The sequence below is a fragment of the Microbulbifer thermotolerans genome (genome assembly GCF_001617625.1).
Taxonomy (GTDB): Bacteria; Pseudomonadota; Gammaproteobacteria; order Pseudomonadales; family Cellvibrionaceae; genus Microbulbifer; species Microbulbifer thermotolerans.
The window spans coordinates 223,226-244,523 of sequence record NZ_CP014864.1 but is presented as its reverse complement, the minus strand read 5'-3'; the positions used below and the strand labels follow the sequence as shown (position 1 = coordinate 244,523).

15 protein-coding genes are annotated in these 21,298 nt (G+C 59.0%); 9 read left to right on the top strand and 6 right to left on the bottom strand.

Going from position 1 to position 21,298, the window contains the following annotated elements; translation table 11 throughout:
* Positions 1-53 precede the first annotated feature (53 nt).
* Entirely contained in the window at positions 54-2,699 is a 2,646-nt protein-coding gene (locus A3224_RS01045) for a penicillin-binding protein 1A (protein ID WP_067150324.1), read from the top strand.
* Positions 2,700-2,819: 120 nt separating this feature from the next.
* Here A3224_RS01045 and A3224_RS01040 read toward each other — a convergent pair whose 3' ends face one another.
* From A3224_RS01040 to pilG, 6 genes are all read right to left on the bottom strand, one after another.
* The gene (locus tag A3224_RS01040; protein ID WP_067150321.1) at positions 2,820-3,302 is read right to left on the bottom strand and encodes a chemotaxis protein CheW; all 483 of its coding nucleotides are present in this window, start codon (positions 3,300-3,302) and stop codon (positions 2,820-2,822) included.
* A 32-nt stretch (positions 3,303-3,334) separates the two neighbouring features.
* On the bottom strand, positions 3,335-9,586 hold the full coding sequence (locus tag A3224_RS01035) for a hybrid sensor histidine kinase/response regulator (protein WP_067150318.1): 6,252 nt from the start codon (positions 9,584-9,586) through the stop codon (positions 3,335-3,337).
* A gap of 134 nt (positions 9,587-9,720) precedes the next feature.
* Positions 9,721-11,865: a methyl-accepting chemotaxis protein gene (locus A3224_RS01030; protein ID WP_067150313.1), complete on the bottom strand. Its 2,145-nt coding sequence runs from the start codon at positions 11,863-11,865 to the stop codon at positions 9,721-9,723.
* Between the two features lie 164 nt (positions 11,866-12,029).
* Complete coding sequence (locus A3224_RS01025) at positions 12,030-12,569, bottom strand: chemotaxis protein CheW (protein ID WP_067150311.1); 540 nt, start codon at positions 12,567-12,569, stop codon at positions 12,030-12,032.
* 16 nt (positions 12,570-12,585) lie between these two features.
* A complete protein-coding gene (gene pilH, locus A3224_RS01020; protein ID WP_067150308.1) occupies positions 12,586-12,948 on the bottom strand; it encodes a twitching motility response regulator PilH in 363 nt (120 codons plus the stop codon).
* A gap of 237 nt (positions 12,949-13,185) precedes the next feature.
* Positions 13,186-13,581 carry a twitching motility response regulator PilG gene (gene pilG / locus A3224_RS01015; protein ID WP_067084389.1) on the bottom strand — a complete coding sequence of 132 codons (396 nt, stop codon included), beginning with the start codon at positions 13,579-13,581 and terminating at the stop codon, positions 13,186-13,188.
* Between the two features lie 284 nt (positions 13,582-13,865).
* On the opposite strand from pilG, the gene gshB reads away from it, so the two are divergent.
* The 8 genes from gshB (at position 13,866) to A3224_RS00975 (ending at position 21,285) form a co-directional block, all read left to right on the top strand.
* A complete protein-coding gene (gshB, locus tag A3224_RS01010; protein WP_067150305.1) occupies positions 13,866-14,822 on the top strand; it encodes a glutathione synthase in 957 nt (318 codons plus the stop codon).
* Positions 14,823-14,871: 49 nt separating this feature from the next.
* The gene (locus A3224_RS01005) at positions 14,872-15,780 is read left to right on the top strand and encodes an energy transducer TonB (protein ID WP_082817340.1); all 909 of its coding nucleotides are present in this window, start codon (positions 14,872-14,874) and stop codon (positions 15,778-15,780) included.
* A 39-nt stretch (positions 15,781-15,819) separates the two neighbouring features.
* The gene (locus A3224_RS01000; protein ID WP_067150302.1) at positions 15,820-16,404 is read left to right on the top strand and encodes a YqgE/AlgH family protein; all 585 of its coding nucleotides are present in this window, start codon (positions 15,820-15,822) and stop codon (positions 16,402-16,404) included.
* Positions 16,405-16,833, top strand: a complete 429-nt coding sequence (gene ruvX, locus A3224_RS00995; protein ID WP_067150300.1) for a Holliday junction resolvase RuvX — start codon at positions 16,405-16,407, stop codon at positions 16,831-16,833.
* A 66-nt stretch (positions 16,834-16,899) separates the two neighbouring features.
* Positions 16,900-17,817: a hydroxymethylbilane synthase gene (gene hemC / locus A3224_RS00990; RefSeq protein WP_067150297.1), complete on the top strand. Its 918-nt coding sequence runs from the start codon at positions 16,900-16,902 to the stop codon at positions 17,815-17,817.
* A 5-nt stretch (positions 17,818-17,822) separates the two neighbouring features.
* Complete coding sequence (locus A3224_RS00985; protein ID WP_067150294.1) at positions 17,823-18,608, top strand: uroporphyrinogen-III synthase; 786 nt, start codon at positions 17,823-17,825, stop codon at positions 18,606-18,608.
* Positions 18,609-18,727: 119 nt separating this feature from the next.
* Positions 18,728-20,014 (top strand): uroporphyrinogen-III C-methyltransferase, encoded by a 1,287-nt coding sequence (locus A3224_RS00980; RefSeq protein ID WP_067150290.1) that lies wholly within the window; start codon positions 18,728-18,730, stop codon positions 20,012-20,014.
* Positions 20,011-21,285: a heme biosynthesis HemY N-terminal domain-containing protein gene (locus A3224_RS00975; protein WP_067150287.1), complete on the top strand. Its 1,275-nt coding sequence runs from the start codon at positions 20,011-20,013 to the stop codon at positions 21,283-21,285. Before A3224_RS00980 ends, A3224_RS00975 begins: the two co-directional genes overlap by 4 nt.
* Positions 21,286-21,298: the final 13 nt, after the last annotated feature.

The window sequence follows — 21,298 nt, the reverse complement described above, 5'->3', positions numbered from 1 at the left end:
AGCCCCGCCCGTGCAACCGCCCGCGGGGAAGATCCCACAACAGAAGCGTTTCCATGACCGAAAAAGCCCGCAATCGCCTGCTGTCCCTACTCTGGCTCTGTTTGGCAGGCGCTGCAGCAACAGCCATGGCCTTTGCCAGTATCTATCTCTACCTCAAGCCGGGATTGCCATCGGTGGAGAGCCTGCGCGATATCCGCCTGCAGACACCGTTGCGAATCTACTCACAGGACATGAAGCTGATTGGGGAATTCGGCGAGAAACGGCGCAACCCGATCACGATCGAGCAAACACCTGAATTGTTTATCAAAGCCGTACTCGCCGCCGAGGACTCAGGATTTTACTCCCATAACGGCGTCTCTATTAAAGGTTTAGTGAGAGCTGCATCACAATTATTGCAAACGGGCTCCATCCAGTCCGGCGGCAGCACGCTGACCATGCAGGTGGCAAGAAACTTCTTTCTCAGCCGCGAACAGCGGTTCCTGCGCAAGTTCAATGAAATACTACTGTCGTTGCAGATTGAGCAGGAACTCAGTAAAGACGAAATTCTCGAGCTCTACATCAATAAAATTTTTCTCGGCAACCGCGCCTACGGTTTTCAGGCTGCGGCCCATGTGTATTACGGGCGTGATATCAATGAACTCAATCTCGCCCAGTGGGCCATGATGGCGGGGCTGCCCAAAGCCCCGTCCACCTATAATCCCATTGCCAACCCCACCCGGGCCCTGGTGCGCCGCAACTGGATTCTGAAACGGATGCTGGAGCTGGGATACATCGATCAGGATGACTACAAGAATTCCATTACAGCTCCTGTTACCGCTAGCTATCACGGCCGCGACCTCGACCTCGACGCCCCCTACGTTGCCGAAATGGCGCGCAAGAAAGCGGTAGAACTCTTCGGCGATAACGCCTATACCGATGGCTATCAAATAATCACCACCGTCGACAGCCGCCTGCAGGACACGGCTCGCAAGGCGCTGCAACGCGGTCTGGAAGCATACGACACCCGTCACGGCTACCGCGGCCCGGAACAGCGCCTGGATGCGGCATTATTGGAAGATAGTGACCTCCTGGTTGATCTGCTCAATGAAATCCCAGTACTTGGAGGACTTGAACCTGCAGTGGTTACCGCTGTTGAGCCACAGCGGCTGCAGGTGCAGCTGCGGGATCGCCGTGTCGTTGAAATACCCTGGGAAAACGGCCTGGACAGCATCCGCCCTTACCTTTCCGAAAACGCCCGAGGGCCACGCCTGCGCTCAGCCGAGGAAATGTTCGCCCCTGGAGATGTAGTGCGCCTGCGCCGTGTGGAGATAAAACCCGAGCCGAACTCCGAAACGGCGAAAGCTGGGAATGAAGCGGGCGCAGAAGACCCCTTTGAAGTCGGTGATGAGCCCGCCTCTGCAGAGCAGGAAACCGCTCAGCCGCGCGAGGAATGGCACTTGGCACAAGTGCCGGAAGCACAGGGCGCGCTGGTTTCTTTAGATCCTGAGGACGGCGCCATCCGCGCCCTGGTTGGAGGCTACGATTTCCATCAAAGCCATTTCAACCGCGTTACCCAGGCGGCGCGCCAGCCCGGCTCCAACTTCAAGCCGTTTATCTACGCTTCTGCAATCGAGAAAGGCTATACCGCCGCCAGCATTATCAACGACGCGCCCATTATCTTCGAAGAAACCAATCTGCAAGACGTGTGGCGCCCCGAAAACGACAGCGGTCGCTTTCTTGGCCCCATCCGCTTGCGCGAAGCGCTGTACCGATCGCGCAACTTGGTATCCATCCGCCTGTTACAGGCCCTGGGTATCGATTATGCACTGGGCTTTGTCGAGCGCTTTGGGTTCGAACGCAGCAAGCTGGCCCGCAATCTGACTATCGCCCTGGGTAGCTCTGCGCTGACGCCACTCGAGGTGGCCCGAGGCTACGCCACCTTCGCCAACGGCGGCTACCGTATCGAACCCTATCTGGTGGACAAAGTGTTGGACGTCCACGGACAGCTGGCCTACCAGGCATTGCCGCTGACGGTGTGCCGCAACTGTCCCGAGCCCGGAAGCGAGCAGCTTCCGCTTGAACCCGTGGATCTGTTGGAAGCACAGCTCGAGCGCGACGTCTCGTCAACGGACGAAGAACCGATTGAATTGCGTACCCTGCCAACGGCACCACTTGATCCAGCCGGGGAACAGGCGCGCCCCCGTGCGCCCAGAGCGATATCACCACAAACGGCCTACATCATGGATTCAATCCTGAAGGACGTCATTAAGAAGGGCACCGGTCGTCGCGCATTGGTAATGAAACGGGGCGATATCGCCGGCAAAACCGGCACCACCAACGGCCCGCGCGATGCCTGGTTCTCCGGCTACAGCCCCTACTTGGTCACTAGCACCTGGGTCGGCTTCGACTCCAATGGCGAGCTGGGCAAAAATGAGTACGGCGGCTCGGCGGCTCTCCCCATCTGGATCGACTTTATGAGTGCCGCACTGGAGGGGCTGCCGGAGCGGCACCTACCTCAGCCGGACGACATTGTTACTGTTCGCATCAATCCGAAAACCGGCCTGCGCACTTCCCGCAGTGGCATGTTCGAGATCTTCCGCGCTGACCGGATACCGGGCCGCGAGACCTACAGCGCCTATCAGCCGATTTATAACGGTGATGACAAGGACGCAGCTAACGACGAGCAACAGGAAAAAGCATTACCGGAAGAGCTGTTTTAAGTCGGAGAGCGGAGCTACCCACCTCTCCGACCCGCCCGTGCAGTTCTTTGCGGGCTCAGTGCCCTGCGTGGAGAGGGCATTCGCGAATCAGGTACCGAAATTGAACGGTGTTAAGGGGGGTCAACGATTATTGCGATACTGCAGACAAGCCCGTTCGAGTCCAGTCAGATCTGGAATCACGGCTTCTTCTCCAGATAGAGCCACATGCATCAGCTCTCCCTGGTGACAAGGTTGATCGCGGCGCGCCAATTCTTCCGGAGTTACCCGCACCAAACGCGGCGTACCCGCGAGCACCAGGGCAAGAAACGGCAGGTCACCTCCGGGATTGCCGCTGTTCAATACAGCGATACGCCCACTCTCACTGACAGCCGCCAATGGCCCTCCCCGCATTACTTCGAAGGACAACAGTGGCAGCCGCTGCTCGCGCCAGTTGAGCTCGCCCAGATACCAAGCCGGAGCGTCGTAGGCTGCCACTGGCGTCTGCATGGCAATGACTTCCGACAAGGTGTCCACAGGCACCAGCAGCTGGCCATCCGCCAACGGCAGCAACAGACTGCTCAGCTCCTGGGGCACATCCACCGACAGCGCTTTCACTTCACTCATCGCCAATCTCTTTTCCGTTTACTGATGGGCTGTCAGCCGCTGGCCGCCGCCTCGCCGGTATATTCCCGGATCGTTTCCAATAAGACCTCTTCCTGATAGGGCTTACCCAAATAATGATTTACGCCTAACGACAAGGCGTAGTCGCGGTGTTTACTGCCTGTTCGGGAAGTGATCATCACGATCGGAATATCTCTCAGCCGCTGGTTTCCACGGATATGCCGCGCCACCTCAAAGCCATCCATGCGCGGCATTTCGATATCGAGCAGTATCAGGTCGGGAATTTGATCCTGCAGCTGAATTACCGCGTCCTGACCATCTTTGGCAGTGGTAACCAGATAGCCTTCACGCTCCAGGAAGCGGGAAGTCACTTTGCGCACCGTCACGGAGTCGTCCACTACCATGACCTTAAGCTGCCGCTCCTCCGGCTCCGGGAGCACCTGGGGTTTTGATTCCAGCTTCGCCACATCGGGCCGCGCCAACTGCGCCGCCTGGCGGCGAAGCAGGGCGTGGGGATCGAGAATCACCACCACGGTACCGTCACCGGTTACCGTTGCACCGGAAACCCCTTGCACACCGGCAAATTGGGGGCCCAGGCTTTTCACCACGATTTCCCGACTCCCCATGATGGCATCGACCTGCAGTGCCATGGCGTGGCCCTCGGAGCGCACCAACAACACCGGCAGCTGCATGTCCCGCCCGTCGAGCTTCGGACGGGCCCCTGACTTCAGCAGAGTACCGAAATAGCTCACCTCATAGGGCTCACCAGCGTATTCGAAGTGTGCACCCTCAGTGCGGTAGTAGTGTTCCAACTCAAAGGGACTGAGCCGCACTATCCCTTCAATGGTATTCAACGGCAGAGCGAAAAGATCTTCGCCGATCTTGACCATCAAGGCGCGGTTCACCGACACCGTAAACGGCAATCGGACAATAAACTCCGTGCCCTGGCCCGCCTGGGAGTTGATATGCACGGTGCCGCCGATCTGTTTGATTTCCGCCGACACCACGTCCATACCAACGCCACGTCCGGAGATCTGCGTAACTTTGTCCGCGGTACTAAAGCCCGCCTGAAGAATAAACTGCAGGATCTCGTTATTGGACAACTCCGCATCCGGGCGCATCAGACCTCTCTCTATGGCCTTCTCCCGGACTTTCATCAAATTGATACCAGCGCCGTCGTCGCTGATAGAGAGCACTACCTCACTGCCCTCACGCTCCAGCGCCACACTGATACGACCGCGCTCCGGCTTGCCCGCTGCGGCGCGTACCTCCGGCGCTTCAATCCCGTGATCCACCGCGTTGCGCAACATATGCTCGAGCGGAGCCACCATGCGTTCGAGCATGGATCTGTCCAGCTCACCCTCGACGTTGGAGAACACCAGATCAACCTGCTTACCAAGCTCGGCACTGACTTGTCGCACAATGCGACGCAGGCGCGGCACCAGGCGAGAGAAGGGCACCATGCGGCTGCGCATGAGTCCCTCCTGCAGCTCCGTATTCACCCGGGACTGCTGCAACAACAATGTCTCGGTATCTCGCGCTTTGTTGCCGAGCGTCGCGCGCAGCTCCATCAAGTCCGATGTGGATTCGAGAAGAGAGCGGGACAGTTGCTGAATGGATGAGTAGCGGTCCATCTCCAACGGATCGAAATCATCGTCCTGCTCAGCCAACTGCTCCTGGCGGAACAAGATTTGCGCCTCGGTTTCCATATCCAGGCGCCGCAACTGTTCGTTCAAGCGTTGCAGGGTGGAATCCATTTCATCCAGAGCCAGGCCAAACTCGCTGATCTGCTCTTCCAGCCGGCTGCGCGAAATGGAGGTTTCACCCGCCAGGTTAACCAGTTCCTCCAAGAGCTCCGCAGCCACCCGCACCATCTCTTGCGGCTGGCTCCTCACCCCAGCGCCGGATTCGCGTTCGCTGACACCCGCTTTCTTGCGGATAAACGGCAGCACATTGCTCGGTGGTTCATCCCTGGGCGCCGGCACGGCCTGCGGAGGCTGCTCAGCCGGCGGTTCCGGGGTTGTATCCGTTATTTCGGCGGCCTGCCTCGGTTCATCCAATACGGGGGTCACCTCGGGTGTCTCTTGATAACCCGCCGGGGCCGCGTCCTCCGCCATTTGCGCATCGGCCCAGGTAGTGCTGAGCAACTGGGCAAATGCGTCCAACTGTTCACCCCCCATCCAGGCACGCACGGTTTCCACACCGGCTGCAATGCGGTCATAGATGGCGTGAGCATCGGCAAAGAATTCCATTGAAGGCTCTGCTTTGCCCTGCATGCCCTCAATAACTGTCTCGAAGCGGTGCGCCACTTCACCCAGTCCCATGACACCGGCCATACGCGCACCGCCCTTGAAGGTGTGCAGTACCCGCTTCAACGCTTCGGCCTGGCTTTGGTCAGCTGGCGCCTGCTCCCACTCCTGGATCAGTTCCTCCAGCTCATCGACCAGGTCGCCGGCTTCTTCCAAAAACACTTCGACGACGTCGGGATCAATATCCGCGAGCAGCTTTTGCAGTTCGTCGTCCGACGGCGACGTATCTGCCACTGGCTGTCGCACCTCGGCGACAGTACTCGCCGGTTCCTCCGCCATCGGCGCAGCCGGAGTGACCTGCTCCTCGAGGGGCGTTTCACTCCCTTCAACCGCACTGGGGGCAGACGACTGCCCATCGGCAATCAACAAATCATCAAAGCTCAGGTCACCGAATACGCCGGCCTCGTCGCGGCCATCCGTATCCAGACCACCCACTTCTTCGGTAGTAATAACCGCAGCAGGCTCGACTGCTTCCGCAACAGGCGGTACAGGAGCGTTTTCTTCCGCCGCTGGCGTTGTCCGTTGCTCATCTTCGGTGGCGGGCATGTGGTCCGCTTCAGCCGCCAGCAGTCCATCGAGCCCCCAGTCGCCGCTGTCGTCACTAGCTGCGACACTTGCGACGGGGACCTCTTCTTCTGCCTGGGCAACGGGAATATCGGTGCTGTCGATGCCCAGCTCAGCCAAGTCGTAATCGTCCTCTTCGGACGATACATTGTCTCCTTGAGCGAGATAACGCAGTGCCTCGCCAACCGCTTCGCTGACCTCGGGCAGATCCTGAGCCGCCGCTACGGCATCGACGAGATCAAGCAGCTCACTATGCCCCTCCTCCAGGGCGGACCAAAGCGCGGGTTCCACCTCAAGGCGGCCATCGATCACCTTGCGATAGACATTCAGCAGTAGCCGCGACAATTCGGCTAATGTCGGTAGTTGTGCACGACTGGCGGCTTCTTCCAGTACTTGCAGCTCTTCGGCAACCGGAGCCAACAGCGACTTGTCAGCGGGATTTGAGCGCCACTGCTTCAGCATTTGGTCCGCGTCCAGCAGTACTTTCATGCCATCGGCCATAATGACCGCCAGCAGCTGGGGATCCACCGATTTGGGTTGATTGGCCTCGCGCTCGCGGATCATCTGACCGACGGACCGTTCCTGCAGCTCAGCCACACGAGCGAGGAACTGTTCAGACTTTTCGATTACCGGCGCTTCTCCGGCGCGGATCTGTTCGAGTGCACGGCGGACATAGTCCGCGCCATCGCTGAACAGTTCGAATATGTCCGCATCAATGGATACCTGGTAGGTGCGCAGCTCCTTGGCAAACCGTTCCAGGGGGGCAACAAGCTGCGCCACGGCCGTTACCTCGGCCATATGCGCTGACCCCTTGAGGGTGTGCAGAGCGCGATGCATTGGATCGGACGGCACGTCATACAGGGGCGCCGCATCCCTCATCTCGGCGAGGAATTCATCCACCACTGCCAAGTGGGTCTCCGCTTCTTGAGCGAAAATTTCCCACAGCTGATCAATATCCTCGCCCGCATCTGCCGCCTCTTCCGCAGCCGGGATTTCCGGCATTTGCGATTCGGAGGCGGCCAACAAATCTTCCGGTTCTTCTCCATTGGCCAGTTGTTGGGCCCAAGCCTCCAACTGTGCAGTGCGCTGCGGATCCGGATCTCCGGTGCGCAACCGGAAGCCTTCGATCATCGATGGCAATTTGCGGCGAACCTGTTCCACGAGCTCCACATGGGCACGGGTGGGTTGCACCGTGTCGTCAATCACCCGATTGAGCATATTCTCGACAGCCCAGGCCAGCTCGCCGACTTCCACGGCCTCGACCATACGGCCGGAGCCTTTGAGCGTATGGAAGCCACGGCGGAACTCTACCAGCGCGTCGCGATTACCGAAGTTGGCAGCCCACTGGGGGAAGTATTGACCGATAGTTTCGAGTACCTCGGCACTCTCTTCCAAAAATATCTCGACAATCTCATCGTCGATCAGGTTGTCGTCGTCATCGAGACTCGCAGCCGGTGCAGTTTCAACCGGCTCGGCATGCGCATCAGCGTCGGCGGATAAAGTCGTGTCGGGCTCGGACTCGGACTCGAACTCCACAGTCTCAACCGCGGTCGGCTGCGTGCCCGCCAATTGCAGCTCAGCAGTGTAGTCACCCTCTTCTACCGCGGTAGTTTCTGCAGCGGAAATCGGCTCCTGAACTGGCTCATCGGGCAATTCCGCAATGAAGTCCGCTGTTGCCTCGGTTTCATCGGCGGTAGCGGCGTCCCCGACGGACAGGGGCTCGGCCTCAATCTCAAGAGCTTCGTCAGTCACCGCGAAGCCGAGAGTCGCTACACTATCTTCGGCCAGCGCGAGCAGCATATCGGCATCTTCAATACCATCAGAGCGGCGCTCCAAGTAGTATTCGACACTGGTAATCGCATCTGCCAGTGTGTCGAGCAGCTTCCACTCAGGTTGCTCCTCAGCCTCGATCAACCGCTCGCTCACATAGCGTTTGCAAGCATCGACTATTTTTCCTGCGCGCTGATAACCGACCATTTCCAGACCGCCGCAGACCTCCTGCAAGCGCTCCGGCACCCGGCTCAAATAGCTGATATCCCAGTGACTGGCGATGTATTCCACCACCGCCTCCTTGACCACCTCCAGGGCGAGGCGCGCCTCGCGCAACACTGTGTTGGTGGCATCGCCCATCAGCGGCTGATCGTCGTTGACTTGCTTATTGCGCGCGGCAGTGGATGCCAGGGCAGTATCTAATTGCACCAGATCGCCCGCGGCGCGCAGTAACAGCTCGTCAACATCCTGACCGCGCGCGGCGTCGCGAAGACATTCGTACACGGTACGGGCACGGGCCCGCTGGTTTTCCAGGCCCAACACACCGAGTGTATCCGCCACTCGTTTGGCGATGGCGGCAGTATCGGACAGGGGCGGCCGTTCGGTGCTGGCAGTTTCGGGTTCCAGTGCCTCGCGCACTAGCCGCAACTCTTCGCGCAGTGCTTCCACTGCCGTGCCCAGGGCCTCTGGCCCCATGGCCAGAGCATTTTCAGTATCCGGACGCGGTGTACCGGGCACCGCCTTATCGAGTGCGTATGTTTGATAAAGCGCTTGGCAACGCGGGCCGTTGGGGCCAGCGAGGTACACATAAAACAACAGATTGCGCACCAGGTCGCGGTCCAGGCGCGCGTCGAGCACCTTGGCTCCGCGCCCGGCGAGCAGGCGGAATTCCACGTCGATGCGCCGCAATAACTGGCGCAGAGCGGGCATTACGCTGATACGGTGCTCAGCAACCGCCTCGAAAATGCCGAGCAAGATCTCCCATAACGGCCGACGCACACTGCCGCTGTACAGCAGTGACATCTTCTCCGCGACCTTTACCAGGTAAGCGAGGCTCTCTTTACTGTTGACATCGCGAATTAGTCCTGCGCCCGCCACGTGATACATCTTGCGCAGCTTGCCAACCAGCTCCTGCAACTTGGCGTTGTTTCCAGTAAGGGCCTGCCGTTTACCGCGCACCTGTTCCAGTGGCGACAAGTCCGGAGCGAAGAGAGCCCCCTCGGTAATCAGGCGCTCACGACGCACTGCTCGCAGGTCGTTCAATAAAGGGAGCAGAAGTATGGGGTTATCGCGCCGTTGAAAGGATACTTTTTCCAGGTACAGGGGAAGTTCGAGCAGGGCGCGCATGAGAAATTCGCGCGTCTCGTCACTATTTTCCACCTCACCGCCAGCCAGCGCCTGAACCAGCTGCTCCATTTCCTCGGCGAGCATAGCGGCGCCGCTTAATTCGGCCATATGGAGGCTGCCGTGCACCTGGTGGATCAATTCCAGGCAGTGCTTCAGCAGACCATTGTCCGCGGCTGACGCTCCCTCAGTGGAGGCTGAGGCGAAAGCTTCCAGTTGCTGGCGCGCCTGCGCCAGCGTGTCATTGATTTCACCAGTCAGCCAGCCTAGGGCGAGAAAGTTCGGATTGTCGTGACTCACGCCAAGTCCTCAGTAATTCAATCTGTACGCGAGCGCAACGCGCCCGGAACTCCGTCCGGTAAGAGGGATATTTCCCTCTTACCCACCTTCTTTTTGCACTCGGTGGAACCGGACATAGCACTCGGTTACGGGGCTCAGGCCAGAGCCCGGTCTTCACGGGCTTCCATGGCTTGGCTGTCCTCGGTATCGAGCAGCGGGAAGTCTTCATTACCGACTTCCGGCAATTCCACATCGTACAGATCGCCGCTCTCCTCAGCGCTCTCTTCACTGGGCAGCTTGAAGCCGGCAACAGATTCACGCAGTGTCTGCGCAGTTTTGGCCAGGTTACCAATCGATTGAGCAGTAGCTTGGGTACCGGCGGAGGTCTGGGAGGTAATCTCCTGAATCACGTTCATCGTATTCGAGATGTGACCCGCGGACGACGCTTGCTGGCGCGCCGCATTGGAGATGTTCTGAATCAATGTCGCCAAGTTGGTAGATACGCTCTCGATCTCTTCCAGGGCAACACCCGCGTCCTGTGCCAGACGGGCACCGCGCACCACCTCGGTGGTGGTTTGCTCCATCGAGATCACCGCCTCGTTGGTGTCGGACTGAATAGCTTTTACCAGGCCTTCAATCTGCTTGGTCGCAGCAGCAGATCTTTCCGCCAGCCGCTGTACCTCGTCCGCTACCACCGCGAAGCCGCGGCCCGCCTCACCGGCCATGCTCGCCTGAATGGCCGCGTTCAATGCAAGAATGTTGGTCTGGTCGGCAATATCGTTAATCAAGCTCACGATATCGCCAATCTCCTGGGAGGATTCACCCAGACGCTTGATACGCTTGGAGGTGTCCTGAATCTGTTCGCGGATGTTATCCATGCCCTTGATGGTGTTCTGCACCACCTTGGCGCCGTTACTCGCGATTTGCACCGAGCGCTCCGCCACCTGAGCGGACTCCGCGGCGTTGGCAGATACCTGGTCAATGGTTACCGCCATCTCGTTTACCGCCGCCGAGGCGCCGGCGATCTCCTGCGCCTGGTGCTCGGAGGCCTCGGCCAGGTGCAACGCGGTCTGCTGGGTTTCCTGCGACAGGGTGGACACTTCCTGCGCCGCAGTAGTGATTCGAGATACCAGCACACGCAGCTGGTCAATGGTGTAGTTGATAGAGTCCGCGATGGCACCGGTAAAGGCCTCGGTCACTGTTGCCTGAGTGGTGAGGTCACCATCCGCGAGGTCGGCCAACTCATCGAGCAGCTGCATAATTGCCTGCTGGTTGCGCTCGTTGGTCTCGGATTCCTCGCGCAGGCTGCGGCGGGTACCGGAGAAGGCCACGATCATCATGCCGAAAATCAGCATCACGAAAATACCGGCAAAGATCGCGATTGTCTGGTTGTTGGGCTGGCGCTCACCGGACAAACTTACGATGCGGTCGTTCAGTTTGGAGAGCGATTCCAGTAGCTCCGGTGAAGACGCCAGAATACCGTCCGCCGCCTGCCGGGTGGCAAACAGTGCCGGAGTGGCTTCGAAAATTTCCCGCACCGAGGAACTTACAAACTCAAACAGCTCGGTGATTTCTTCCAGCGACTGGCGCGCCTCCTCATCGGTCACCCGAGAGATGCCCATAACCACGTCGCCATTCTTCATACCCTCAACCACTTTACCGAAGAGGCTGGCGTCGGTATTGAACTGGTCCGCGGCGGCCTCGGCGTCGTCGCCACCCTGCAGCATTTTGTCGATGTTCCGGCCGATACGCTCAGCCCGCCACACCTGCAGCTGTGCCTGCTCCACCTGGTTGGCGGGTGCATTGTTGGCGAGCAGGATTTCCACGATGTTGTTGTGCTCCGCCTGCAGCTCCGGCAGAGAGTCATTCAAAGTGCTGGCCACATCGTTCAGGAATATGATCGAGTCCTTGTTGCCGATAATGGTGTCCGCCTGCTCCCGCACTTGACGCCACACCAGGCCGAACTCCGTCAACTCCGACTCCAGCGCGCGGCGGGTGCCCGGGTCTGCCCCCTGCAGCTGGTTCCAGGTGCTAGCCATCTGGCCAATCACCTTTTCCAGCTCGGCAAAGGCTTCTTCGTCACCGGCGGTAGCCGCAGGCGCGTGTGACACCACCTGGTACGAGAGAGCCCGCAGCTCAGCAACCTGCTGCAGATACTGCTTGTCTCGGTCGCCCTGGGTTTGCACCAGGTAGATACTGACAATCAGCCCCGCCAGTGCGGCGAGCACCAGCAGGCCCATAAACAACGCTGCGGGGTTACTGCGCAGCGCGGAAAAGGAACTCTGGGAGCCTGTTTTCATAATTTACTCCTGGCGGACCTGTGCATTAGGCCAATTTTTCTTATTACCACGTTTATCCAACGCTTTTTCCGGAACAGCCCTCAAATCCACTCGTGACACTTGATCACGGAGCGGCGAAAGCCCCCCGGAATCCTCCCCCTGCGGGAAAACAGAATGCCGCGGTCTTACTGAGCCGCGGCATCCATAAACTGAAAATCGCTAACCAGTGCCTGTATATCGAAAACCAGCCAGCGGTCCTGCTGCAGAACAAACTGGCCGTTTACCATGGGCGCGAAGGGTTCCATCAGGCCGCTGGGTGCACTCTTGGCATACTCCAACGCCAAGTGCTGCATGCCGTGCAACTCATCGACTATCAGTCCCGCATAGACCTTTTCTTGCTCCACCACCAAGACCCTTCGCCGATGGCGCTGACTAGTGAGCTGCCCGCCGAAAAAAGCCGCCAGATCAAACAACGGCAGAAGACGGCCACGCACATTGGCTACGCCGCGCACCCAGGGCTGGACACCGGGAACAAATGTGTACTGGGGCACTTCAAGCAATTCCGTCACGTCATCCATCGACGCGACGAAACGGTGCCCCAAAAGAGAAAATCCGATACCGGTCCAATAAGGCTTCACCTCTTGGCGGCCGGGCAAACCCGCCGCCTGCGCTTTGGCGCGCTTTGCGATATCGACCAGTGCGAGATAAGGACTATGTGACTGCACTCGACTTGCAGCTGGCCTAAGCCAACACCTCCTCGATGGTGCCCAACAACTGGCTCTCATCCACCGGCTTGGTCAGATAGGCGCGAGCCCCCTGGCGCATTCCCCAGACGCGATCGGTATCCTGATCTTTAGTAGTCACTATAATAATCGGGATATTCGCCGTGCTGTCGTCTTTGCTCAGCTGACGGGTGGCCTGAAATCCGTTCAGACCAGGCATCACTATATCCATCAAAATTACGTCGGGACGCTGCGCTCGCGCCACCTCCACACCACTTTCACCATTGGTGGCCACAATAACAGCATGGCCGTTTTTCTCCAGAACGGTGGTCAGTTTGTGTGTTTCCGTCGGCGAATCGTCAACGATTAATACTCTTGCCATTATTCCCCCGCAATTTATTGGCAACTCGCAGATATACCGCCACGTGCGGGCACCGCGAGAATTGTTGTCGTTATAGGTGAGCGATGTGCCTGCGGCCCTTTTCGCTCCCCCCTTGATTGATTTTCCGGCAAACCCCGAAGGGCACCTTATTCAATTTATTTTGCCTATTACAGGCTGTAAAAAAACATTTTACGCCAGTATTGGGGCCAAAGTCACAGCACTGTGCATACTCAAATTTTAAGCTGCATGATGCGGCTTGGCATGCGCGGAAATAGCCCCGAGCAACTCACTTTTACTGAACGGCTTGGTTAAATACTGATCACAGCCGACAACACGCCCCTTGGCTTTGTCAAATAAGCCATCCTTACTCGAAAGCATCACCACCGGCGTGGAGCGAAATTCACTGTTATTCTTGATCAATGCACATGTCTGATAGCCATCCAGGCGTGGCATCATGATATCGACAAAGATGATATCCGGGCGGGAGTCGGCGATTTTGGCCAGCGCATCGAATCCGTCTGTTGCGGTAACGACCGTACAACCCGCTTTTTGCAACAGAGTTTCCGCGGTGCGACGAATCGTCTTGCTGTCGTCGATCACCATCACCGTCAGGCTTTCCCAGTTGAGCTCCATAGTGTTATCGAATCCCCTGATTACTTATTTTCGGGCACGCCTGAAAGCGTTGTCGGGAATGCCCCTCGTCCAACCACTAGCAGGGTCTGGGCGCCTCGTTGGGTTGAGGCCGCACATAGGTGGAAACTTTTACCACATAAGACTATGTGAATCTACATGAGGCGCTGCCCACCGCCTGCTAAAGCAAATTATCACCAGACTGAAACAGCGGTAGCAACAGTTGCACAGACAGCTGCCAGCTCTTAACTTAGACACCAAAGACTTTCCACCCTACGGATACCGGCATGAGTTATTCCCTCGGCGTCGTGATGGATCCCATCACTGAGATACATTTTAAAAAAGATACCACCCTGGCACTGTTGCAGGCCGCACAGCGCGAAGGTTTCGATCTCTACTATTTCGAACAGAGCGATCTTTATCTGGATCGCGGCCGCGCCATGGGTCGCGGCCGCCCCCTGCGCGTTTTCAATGATCCCGCGCGCTGGTTCGAAACCGGGGATGTCGCCGACATGCCGCTGGGAACAATCGATGTACTGTTAATGCGTGTCGATCCCCCCTTCGACAACGAATACATCTACTCCACTTATATCCTTGAAGCCGCAGAGCGCGAAGGCGCACTGGTAGTGAACAAACCACAGGCGCTGCGCGATTGCAATGAAAAAATATTCGCCACCACTTTTCCTCAGTGCTGCCCACCACTTATTGTCAGTCGCGACATGCAGAGACTGCGCGAATTTCACAAAAGTCACAAAGACGTCATTTTTAAACCGCTGGACGGCATGGGGGGCAGCGGCATCTTTCACTGCAAGCCGGACGGAGCTAATCTCGGCACCATTCTAGAGATGCTGACCGATAATGGCCGCAGACAAATTATGGGCCAGCGCTATATTCCGGAAATCACTAACGGTGACAAACGCATTCTGGTGGTGGATGGACAGGCGGTACCCTACTGTCTCGCACGCATTCCCGAGGCCGGCGAAACCCGGGGCAATCTGGCCGCTGGCGGACGGGGTGAGGCCCGCCCACTTTCCGATCGCGACCGCTGGATTGTCGAGCAAGTAGCGCCGACGCTAAAAGAGAAAGGGCTGCTGTTTGTCGGCCTGGATGTAATCGGCGAATATCTGACCGAGATCAATGTCACCAGCCCCACCTGTGTGCGTGAAATAGACGCTGCCTACGGTACCGATATCGGCGGGCTGCTGATGCGCGCGATCACAGACCGATTAAAGAAAAAAGAGTAAACTCGCGCCCCACTTTGCGGGAAGCTGAGCAGTAACTAAATAAGCGACAATGAATTCCACCGCCGACACCATGCAATTCCAGGCCGCTCAACAGGATCGCTTTGCGTTCGCCCTGTTCCTCGCCTGCGCCTTGCACGCGCTGCTTATCTTCGGCGTCTCATTTACCATACCGGAAGCCAGACAGACACCGCCCACCCTGGAGGTGACACTGGCGCAACACCGCGAGATGGAGACGCCCGAGAATGCTGATTATCTGGCCCAGCATAACCAGCAGGCCAGCGGCACGGCGGAAGACCCGAGAGAGCTGTCCAGCAACCGCCGCGCCGACATCGCCGACACCGTTATCCGCGCGGTCAATCCGCTGCCGCAACAGCAGGCCGCTCGCCCTGCGGAGCAGCGCCGTCAGCTGGTTACCACTGTCGGCGAAAGCCCGCAGCAGGCACCGGAGCTCCCCGCGGAAGACAAGCCCTCCAAAGAAAAGCGTGGCGACTCGCCCAGTGACCTGCCGCTCACCAATCCGGAAATCGCCAGCCTGCAGGCACGCCTGGACAAAATCCGCCAAACCATCGCACAGCGCCCCCGCGTACGCCGCCTGACTTCAGTGGCCACCAAGGCCTCCACCGATGCCGCCTATTTGCACGACTGGCGCCAAAAAGTGGAAACTGTGGGCAACGACAACTTCCCCGAGGAAGCACTGCGCAAACAGATTACCGGCAGCCTGCGCATGATGGTGCGCCTGCTTCCCACCGGCGCGGTGGAGAAAGTGGTGATACTGGAGTCATCTGGCGAGCCTATTCTCGATGATGCCGCCCAGCAAATCGTGCGCCTGGCCGCCCCCTTCGCGCCTTTCCCACCGGAAATCCGCAAAGAGGCGGACCGCTTGGAAATCATCCGTACTTGGCGCTTTGAGATGACTGGATTCTCCACTGCCGCAGGACGGGACCCCAAGCGCGGCTAAACTTCAATTTCGCGCTCGCAATACGATTACACTGGTACCATGCATAACACCAATATCGACAGCGACCTGACGTCCGGCAGCCTGCGCGGCCAGTTCCTGCTGGCCATGCCCGGCATGCAGGACCCGCGATTCAAACAGACCATCACCTTTATGGTGGAACACACCGACGAGGGCGCCATGGGCATTGTTATCAACGCGCCCAGCAAGGTGACCTGGAAAGAAGTTTTTGAACAGCTATCTCTGGACGACAACAGCCAGCGGGGGGACGAAACCGTGCTGCTGGGCGGCCCCTTGTCCCCGGAGCAAGGTTTCGTGTTGCACGGCGCTGGAGTGACATTTGACTCAACCCTGGAGGTCAGTGATGACATCAGCCTCACCGCCTCTAAGGACATCCTCGAATCTCTCGCCGCCGGCCGCGGCCCCGACGACATACTCTTGGCCCTGGGCTATGCGGGTTGGGGACCGGGTCAACTTGAGGGAGAGTTGGCTCAAAACGCTTGGCTGACGCTGCCGGCCGAGCCAGAAATCCTCTTCGCCACGCCTTGGCAGAAACGCTGGCAGACGGCTGCCGCACGCCACGGTATCGATATGAGCGGTCTCGGCTCCCAGGCAGGACACGCATAAGTGAACACCAACAAGCCCATAACCGCTCTCGCCTTTGACTTCGGCACCCGCTCTATCGGTGTCGCCTTCGGCCAGAGCTTGACGGGTAGCGCCCGCGAATTGCAACCGCTGGCAGCGAAAGACGGCACGCCCGACTGGGAGGCGGTGCAAAAACTGATCCGAGAATGGCAGCCACAAAGATTACTGGTAGGCTTGCCGTTGAATATGGATGGCAGCGAGAGTGAGTTTGGCAACCGCGCGCGCAAATTTGGGCAGCGGCTGCACGGGCGAACCGGCCTGCCGGTGGACTATGTCGATGAACGGCTGTCCACCCGCGCCGCCAAACAGGAAGCCTTCGAGCGCGGCCACAAAGGCAACTATGCGCGCGATCCTGTCGACTCCATCGCCGCGCGCATCATTCTGGAAGACTGGTTGCGCGCCCGCTCATGAATGGCGCGCCGCCAGCCGGCCCACTCTGATAGAATGCCCCACCCATTTCCCGAGTGAACAAACCGCATGTCCATTGACCGTATCCGCATCGCCACCCGCGAGAGCGCGCTAGCACTCTGGCAGGCCAACTATGTGAAAGAACGCCTGCAGCAGCAACATCCCGAATTGCACATTGAATTGCTGCCACTCACCAGCCGCGGCGACAAGTTGCTGGATATCCCCCTGACGAAAGTGGGGGGCAAGGGACTGTTCGTAAAGGAACTGGAAGTAGCCATGCTCGAGGGCCGCGCCGACATCGCCGTGCACTCCATGAAAGACGTGCCGATGGCATTCCCCGAAGGCCTGCACCTGCCCGTGATCTGCGAGCGCGAAGACCCGCGGGATGCCTTTGTCAGCAACAACTACGCATCCCTGGACGAACTTCCCGAAGGCGCAATTGTGGGTACATCCAGTCTGCGCCGACAGTGCCAGATACTCGCACACCGCCCCGATCTCGAAGTGAAATTCCTGCGCGGCAACGTCAACACTCGTCTAGCCAAGCTGGACGCTGGTGAGTTTGACGCCATTGTGCTCGCTTCCGCCGGCTTGCTGCGCTTGGAAATGCGTGAGCGCATCCGCCAGTTCCTGCCGGTGGACATATCCCTGCCAGCGGGCGGCCAGGGGGCAGTAGGTATCGAATGCCGCGCAGATAGGGAGCTGGAAGCACTGCTACAGCCACTGCACTGCGAGGCCACCGCCACCCGCCTGGCTGCGGAGCGCGCGGTGGTCAAACGCCTTAACGGCGGTTGCCAGATACCCATCGGCTGCTACGCCGAGCTTGAAAAGGACCAGCTGTGGCTGCGCGGACTGGTTGGCAGCCCCGACGGTCGCAGCCTGATCCGCGCAGAACGGCGCGGGGCCGCCGCCGAAGCCGAGGCGCTGGGCAAGGGCCTGGCGGAAGCACTGCTTTCGGCCGGCGCAGACAAGATACTCGCAGCACTCTGACCCCCGTGAACAACGTACTTCAGGGCAAGCGCATACTGATCACCCGCCCGGAACACCAGTGCGGCGACTGGCTCGCGTTGCTGCAATCTGCCGGCGCGCGGGTGGACAGTATTCCGATGCTCGCCATAGAGCCTATCGAGAAAGGACCGGGGTGGCAGGTACTCAAAGCGCAAGTGCTCGACTTCGATCAGGTAGATCACGCTATTTTTGTATCCCGCAACGCCGTGCAGCTAGGCTGCGACTGGCTGGAGGACTACTGGCCGCAACTGCCTCAGGGCCCCCGCTACTACGCCATAGGTGCTGCAACCACGAGCGCTTTGCGCAGCCGCGGCATTGAGTGCGTCACTAGTGAATCTATACCCGATACCATGGACAGCGAGGCCCTGTTATCCCTGCCTTCACTGCAAAATGTGACCGGCCAGCGGGTTTTGATCTTTCGCGGCAGCGGCGGGCGCACCTTGATGGGAGACACCCTGCGCGCGCGCGGCGCGCGTGTCGACTACTGTGAGCTTTACCGACGAGTACTGCCCGCAGACGCCCTCCCGCAGCTGCAACAATACAATGTGCAGCCGGATGCCATCAGTGTGCACAGTGGCGAAACTCTCACCAACCTGGCGCACTGTATACAGCAGGCAACCCGCCCCGCATTGTTTGAGGTTCCCGTGGTCTGCCCTAGTGTCCGCGTCGCCGGCCTGGCCGGCGAACTTGGCTTTCAGCGTGCCACCGCCGCGCGCAATGCCGGCGACGCCGCCATGCTGGCGGCACTGCAAGCGTTACTTGCGAATGACTGAGGCGATTTCGCTACAAACCGCAGACAAAATATTTCAAAAGCACGCCAGACTTCGTATCAAGCGTGCCTGCACTCGCTATAATCTGACGACATTTTCCATCTTCCGCGCCAGCCACGCCTATGACTGACGAAACATCTAAAGACACCGCTCAGGCATCCACCCCACCTGAAGGGGAGAAAAAAAGTAACTTCGCCAAAGCCGCGCAGGAAAAATCCACGCAAACAGGAGACCGCAAAGGAAAAAGGCGGGCCAAGGGCGGAAAGGGCTGGCTGTGGCTGTTTGTGTTCGCCGCCATCGGCGGCCTCGGCGCCTGGGGCTGGCTCAGCTGGCCACAACTGCGGAGCCACGTAAGCAGCTACCTCCGCCTCACCCCTTTGACGCAAGATTCCGCCTCTCCTACAGAAAGTGTCCAGGCCCCGCAACCCGCCGGACAACCCCGGCAGCCGGCAACACCGCAGCCACCCTCCGGTGCACAGGCACCGGAAGCACCGGCTCCCTCTAGAGACGCTGATACCGCCGCGCAGGAACAGCGTCAAGCCGAAAGCGCCTTGCGCAACCAGGTACAACAACAGAGTCGCACCATCGCGCTGCTGCAACAGCAACTGGCGGCCCTACAACGGGAAATGACCTCCCAGGCCAATCGCCTCAGCGAATTGGGCAATGTCAACCGCAGCGACTGGCAACTGGCCGAAGCCGACTATCTGCTGCGCCTGGCCAACCAACGGCTGCTGCTGGAACGCGACAGCCGCGCCGCTCTCGGACTGCTGGAAGAAGTGGACAAAATCCTCCGCCGGCTCGATCAGCCGGACCTCTACGGCGTACGCCAACAGCTGGCCAATGACATCACGGCATTGAAACTGGTGGAGAACATCGATCGCGAGGGGCTCTATGCACAACTACGCGCCTTGGAAGATCAGCTGATCAGAGTCAATATCCAGCCGGAATTTGACATCACCACCCAGGGCACCGTTGATACCCAGGTCGAAAGCGACGCGGATTCATCCCCTTTGCAGCGCGGCTGGGATAGCTTCACACAATTCCTGCATGAATCGGTGCGTATCCGCGATGGCAATATAGACCCGGTATTGCTTTCCCCGCAAAGTGAAGCGCGCTTCCGCCAGAGCCTGCGTCTCAATATGGAGCAAGCCGAACTGGCCCTGCTACGCGAAGACACCAATGTGTATCGGGACTCCCTCAATCGCAACCGACAGTTGCTGTTGGAATACGCTGTTCCCGGTAAGCGGCGGGATGCCCTGATGGAGGAGCTGCGGCAACTCAGCCAAGTGACCATCAAGGCCGACCTACCGAGCCTTGCCGCTTCGCAACGGGCACTGCACGACTATATCGAACGGTTACACAAAACCACCTCTCAGAGCACTGACGTGCCGGGAGGCGACAGCCAGTGAAACGTTTCCTGTTCGCCGCTCTCGCACTGCTGTTGTTCGGTGCCTTCCTCGTGGAGGCAATCCGTACCTATCCCGGCTATCTGCTGATTGCCATTGGTGGCGGTATCGACAAGCGTATAGAGTTGAACCTTTGGGTCGCCATCATCGCACTAATGTTGGGTGTGCTCGCTCTCTTCGTCGTCCTGTGGCTCGCGCGCAGCCTGCTGCGCGCAGTCGGCGGTAGCGTCAGCCGTATCCGCTTTGGCCGCCAGCGAGTGGCGCGCCGACGCCTCACCAATGGTTTGGTGGAATTTATGGAAGGCAACTGGGCCCGTGCGCGGCGCCAGCTACTTAAAAGCGCCCCACGCTCCGAGGCCCCGTTGATCAATTATCTGGCCGCCGCACGCAGTGCCTTCGAGCTCGGTTATCGCGACGAGGCAAACGAGCTGCTGGCCCGGGCCGAAGCCAGCGGAGAAGATACCCGGCTCGCCGTCGCTCTCAGCCAAGCGCGCATGCAACTGTTGGACAAACACTACGAACAGTGCATTGCCAGTCTCGAGCGCGCGAAGCAGGTGGAGCCCAAACACCCGGCACTGCTGCAACTACTCAAACAGGCTTACTACCGTCTGGGCGACTGGAACAGTCTGCGGGAGCTGCTGCCCCAGCTTGAAAAACACGCCAATATGCGCGAGGAAGAGCTGCAACAGTTAGAACTTGAGGTTTACCAACACCTGCTTACAGATGCCGTCGATCGCCGCGACAAAACCAAATTGCGCGAACTGTGGCAAAGCCTCAGCGGCCGCTGGCAGCGCAATATGGAACTGCGCGGCCTTTACGCCAGATTACTTCATCAGGTTGGCGAAGACGTAGAAGCGGAAAAGCACCTGCGCTGGCTGCTCAACCGCGAATGGCAACCGGAGCTGGCCCGCTTGTACGGCTGCCTGACCGGTGCCGATGCCAGTACCCAACTCACTGTTGCCGACGGATGGCTCAAGGAATACGGCGAAAACGCCGACCTGCTCACCTGTATCGGCCGCCTGTGTCTCCGCAATGAACTCTGGGGCAAGGCTCGGCAATACTTTGAAAAAAGCCTATTGCTCAGATCAGAACCCGCCACTTCCGCGGAACTGGCGCGACTGCTATACGCCCTGGGCGAAACTGATGAGGCCGCCGAACGCTACAAAGAAGGCTTGATGCAGGCGGTAAGCGACCTGCCTTCACTGCCGCTTCCGAGTGAAGAGCGCGCGCTCTTGGGATCCACTACCAAATTCGACAATCACAACCCCGCATAGACAAGGAGAAAAG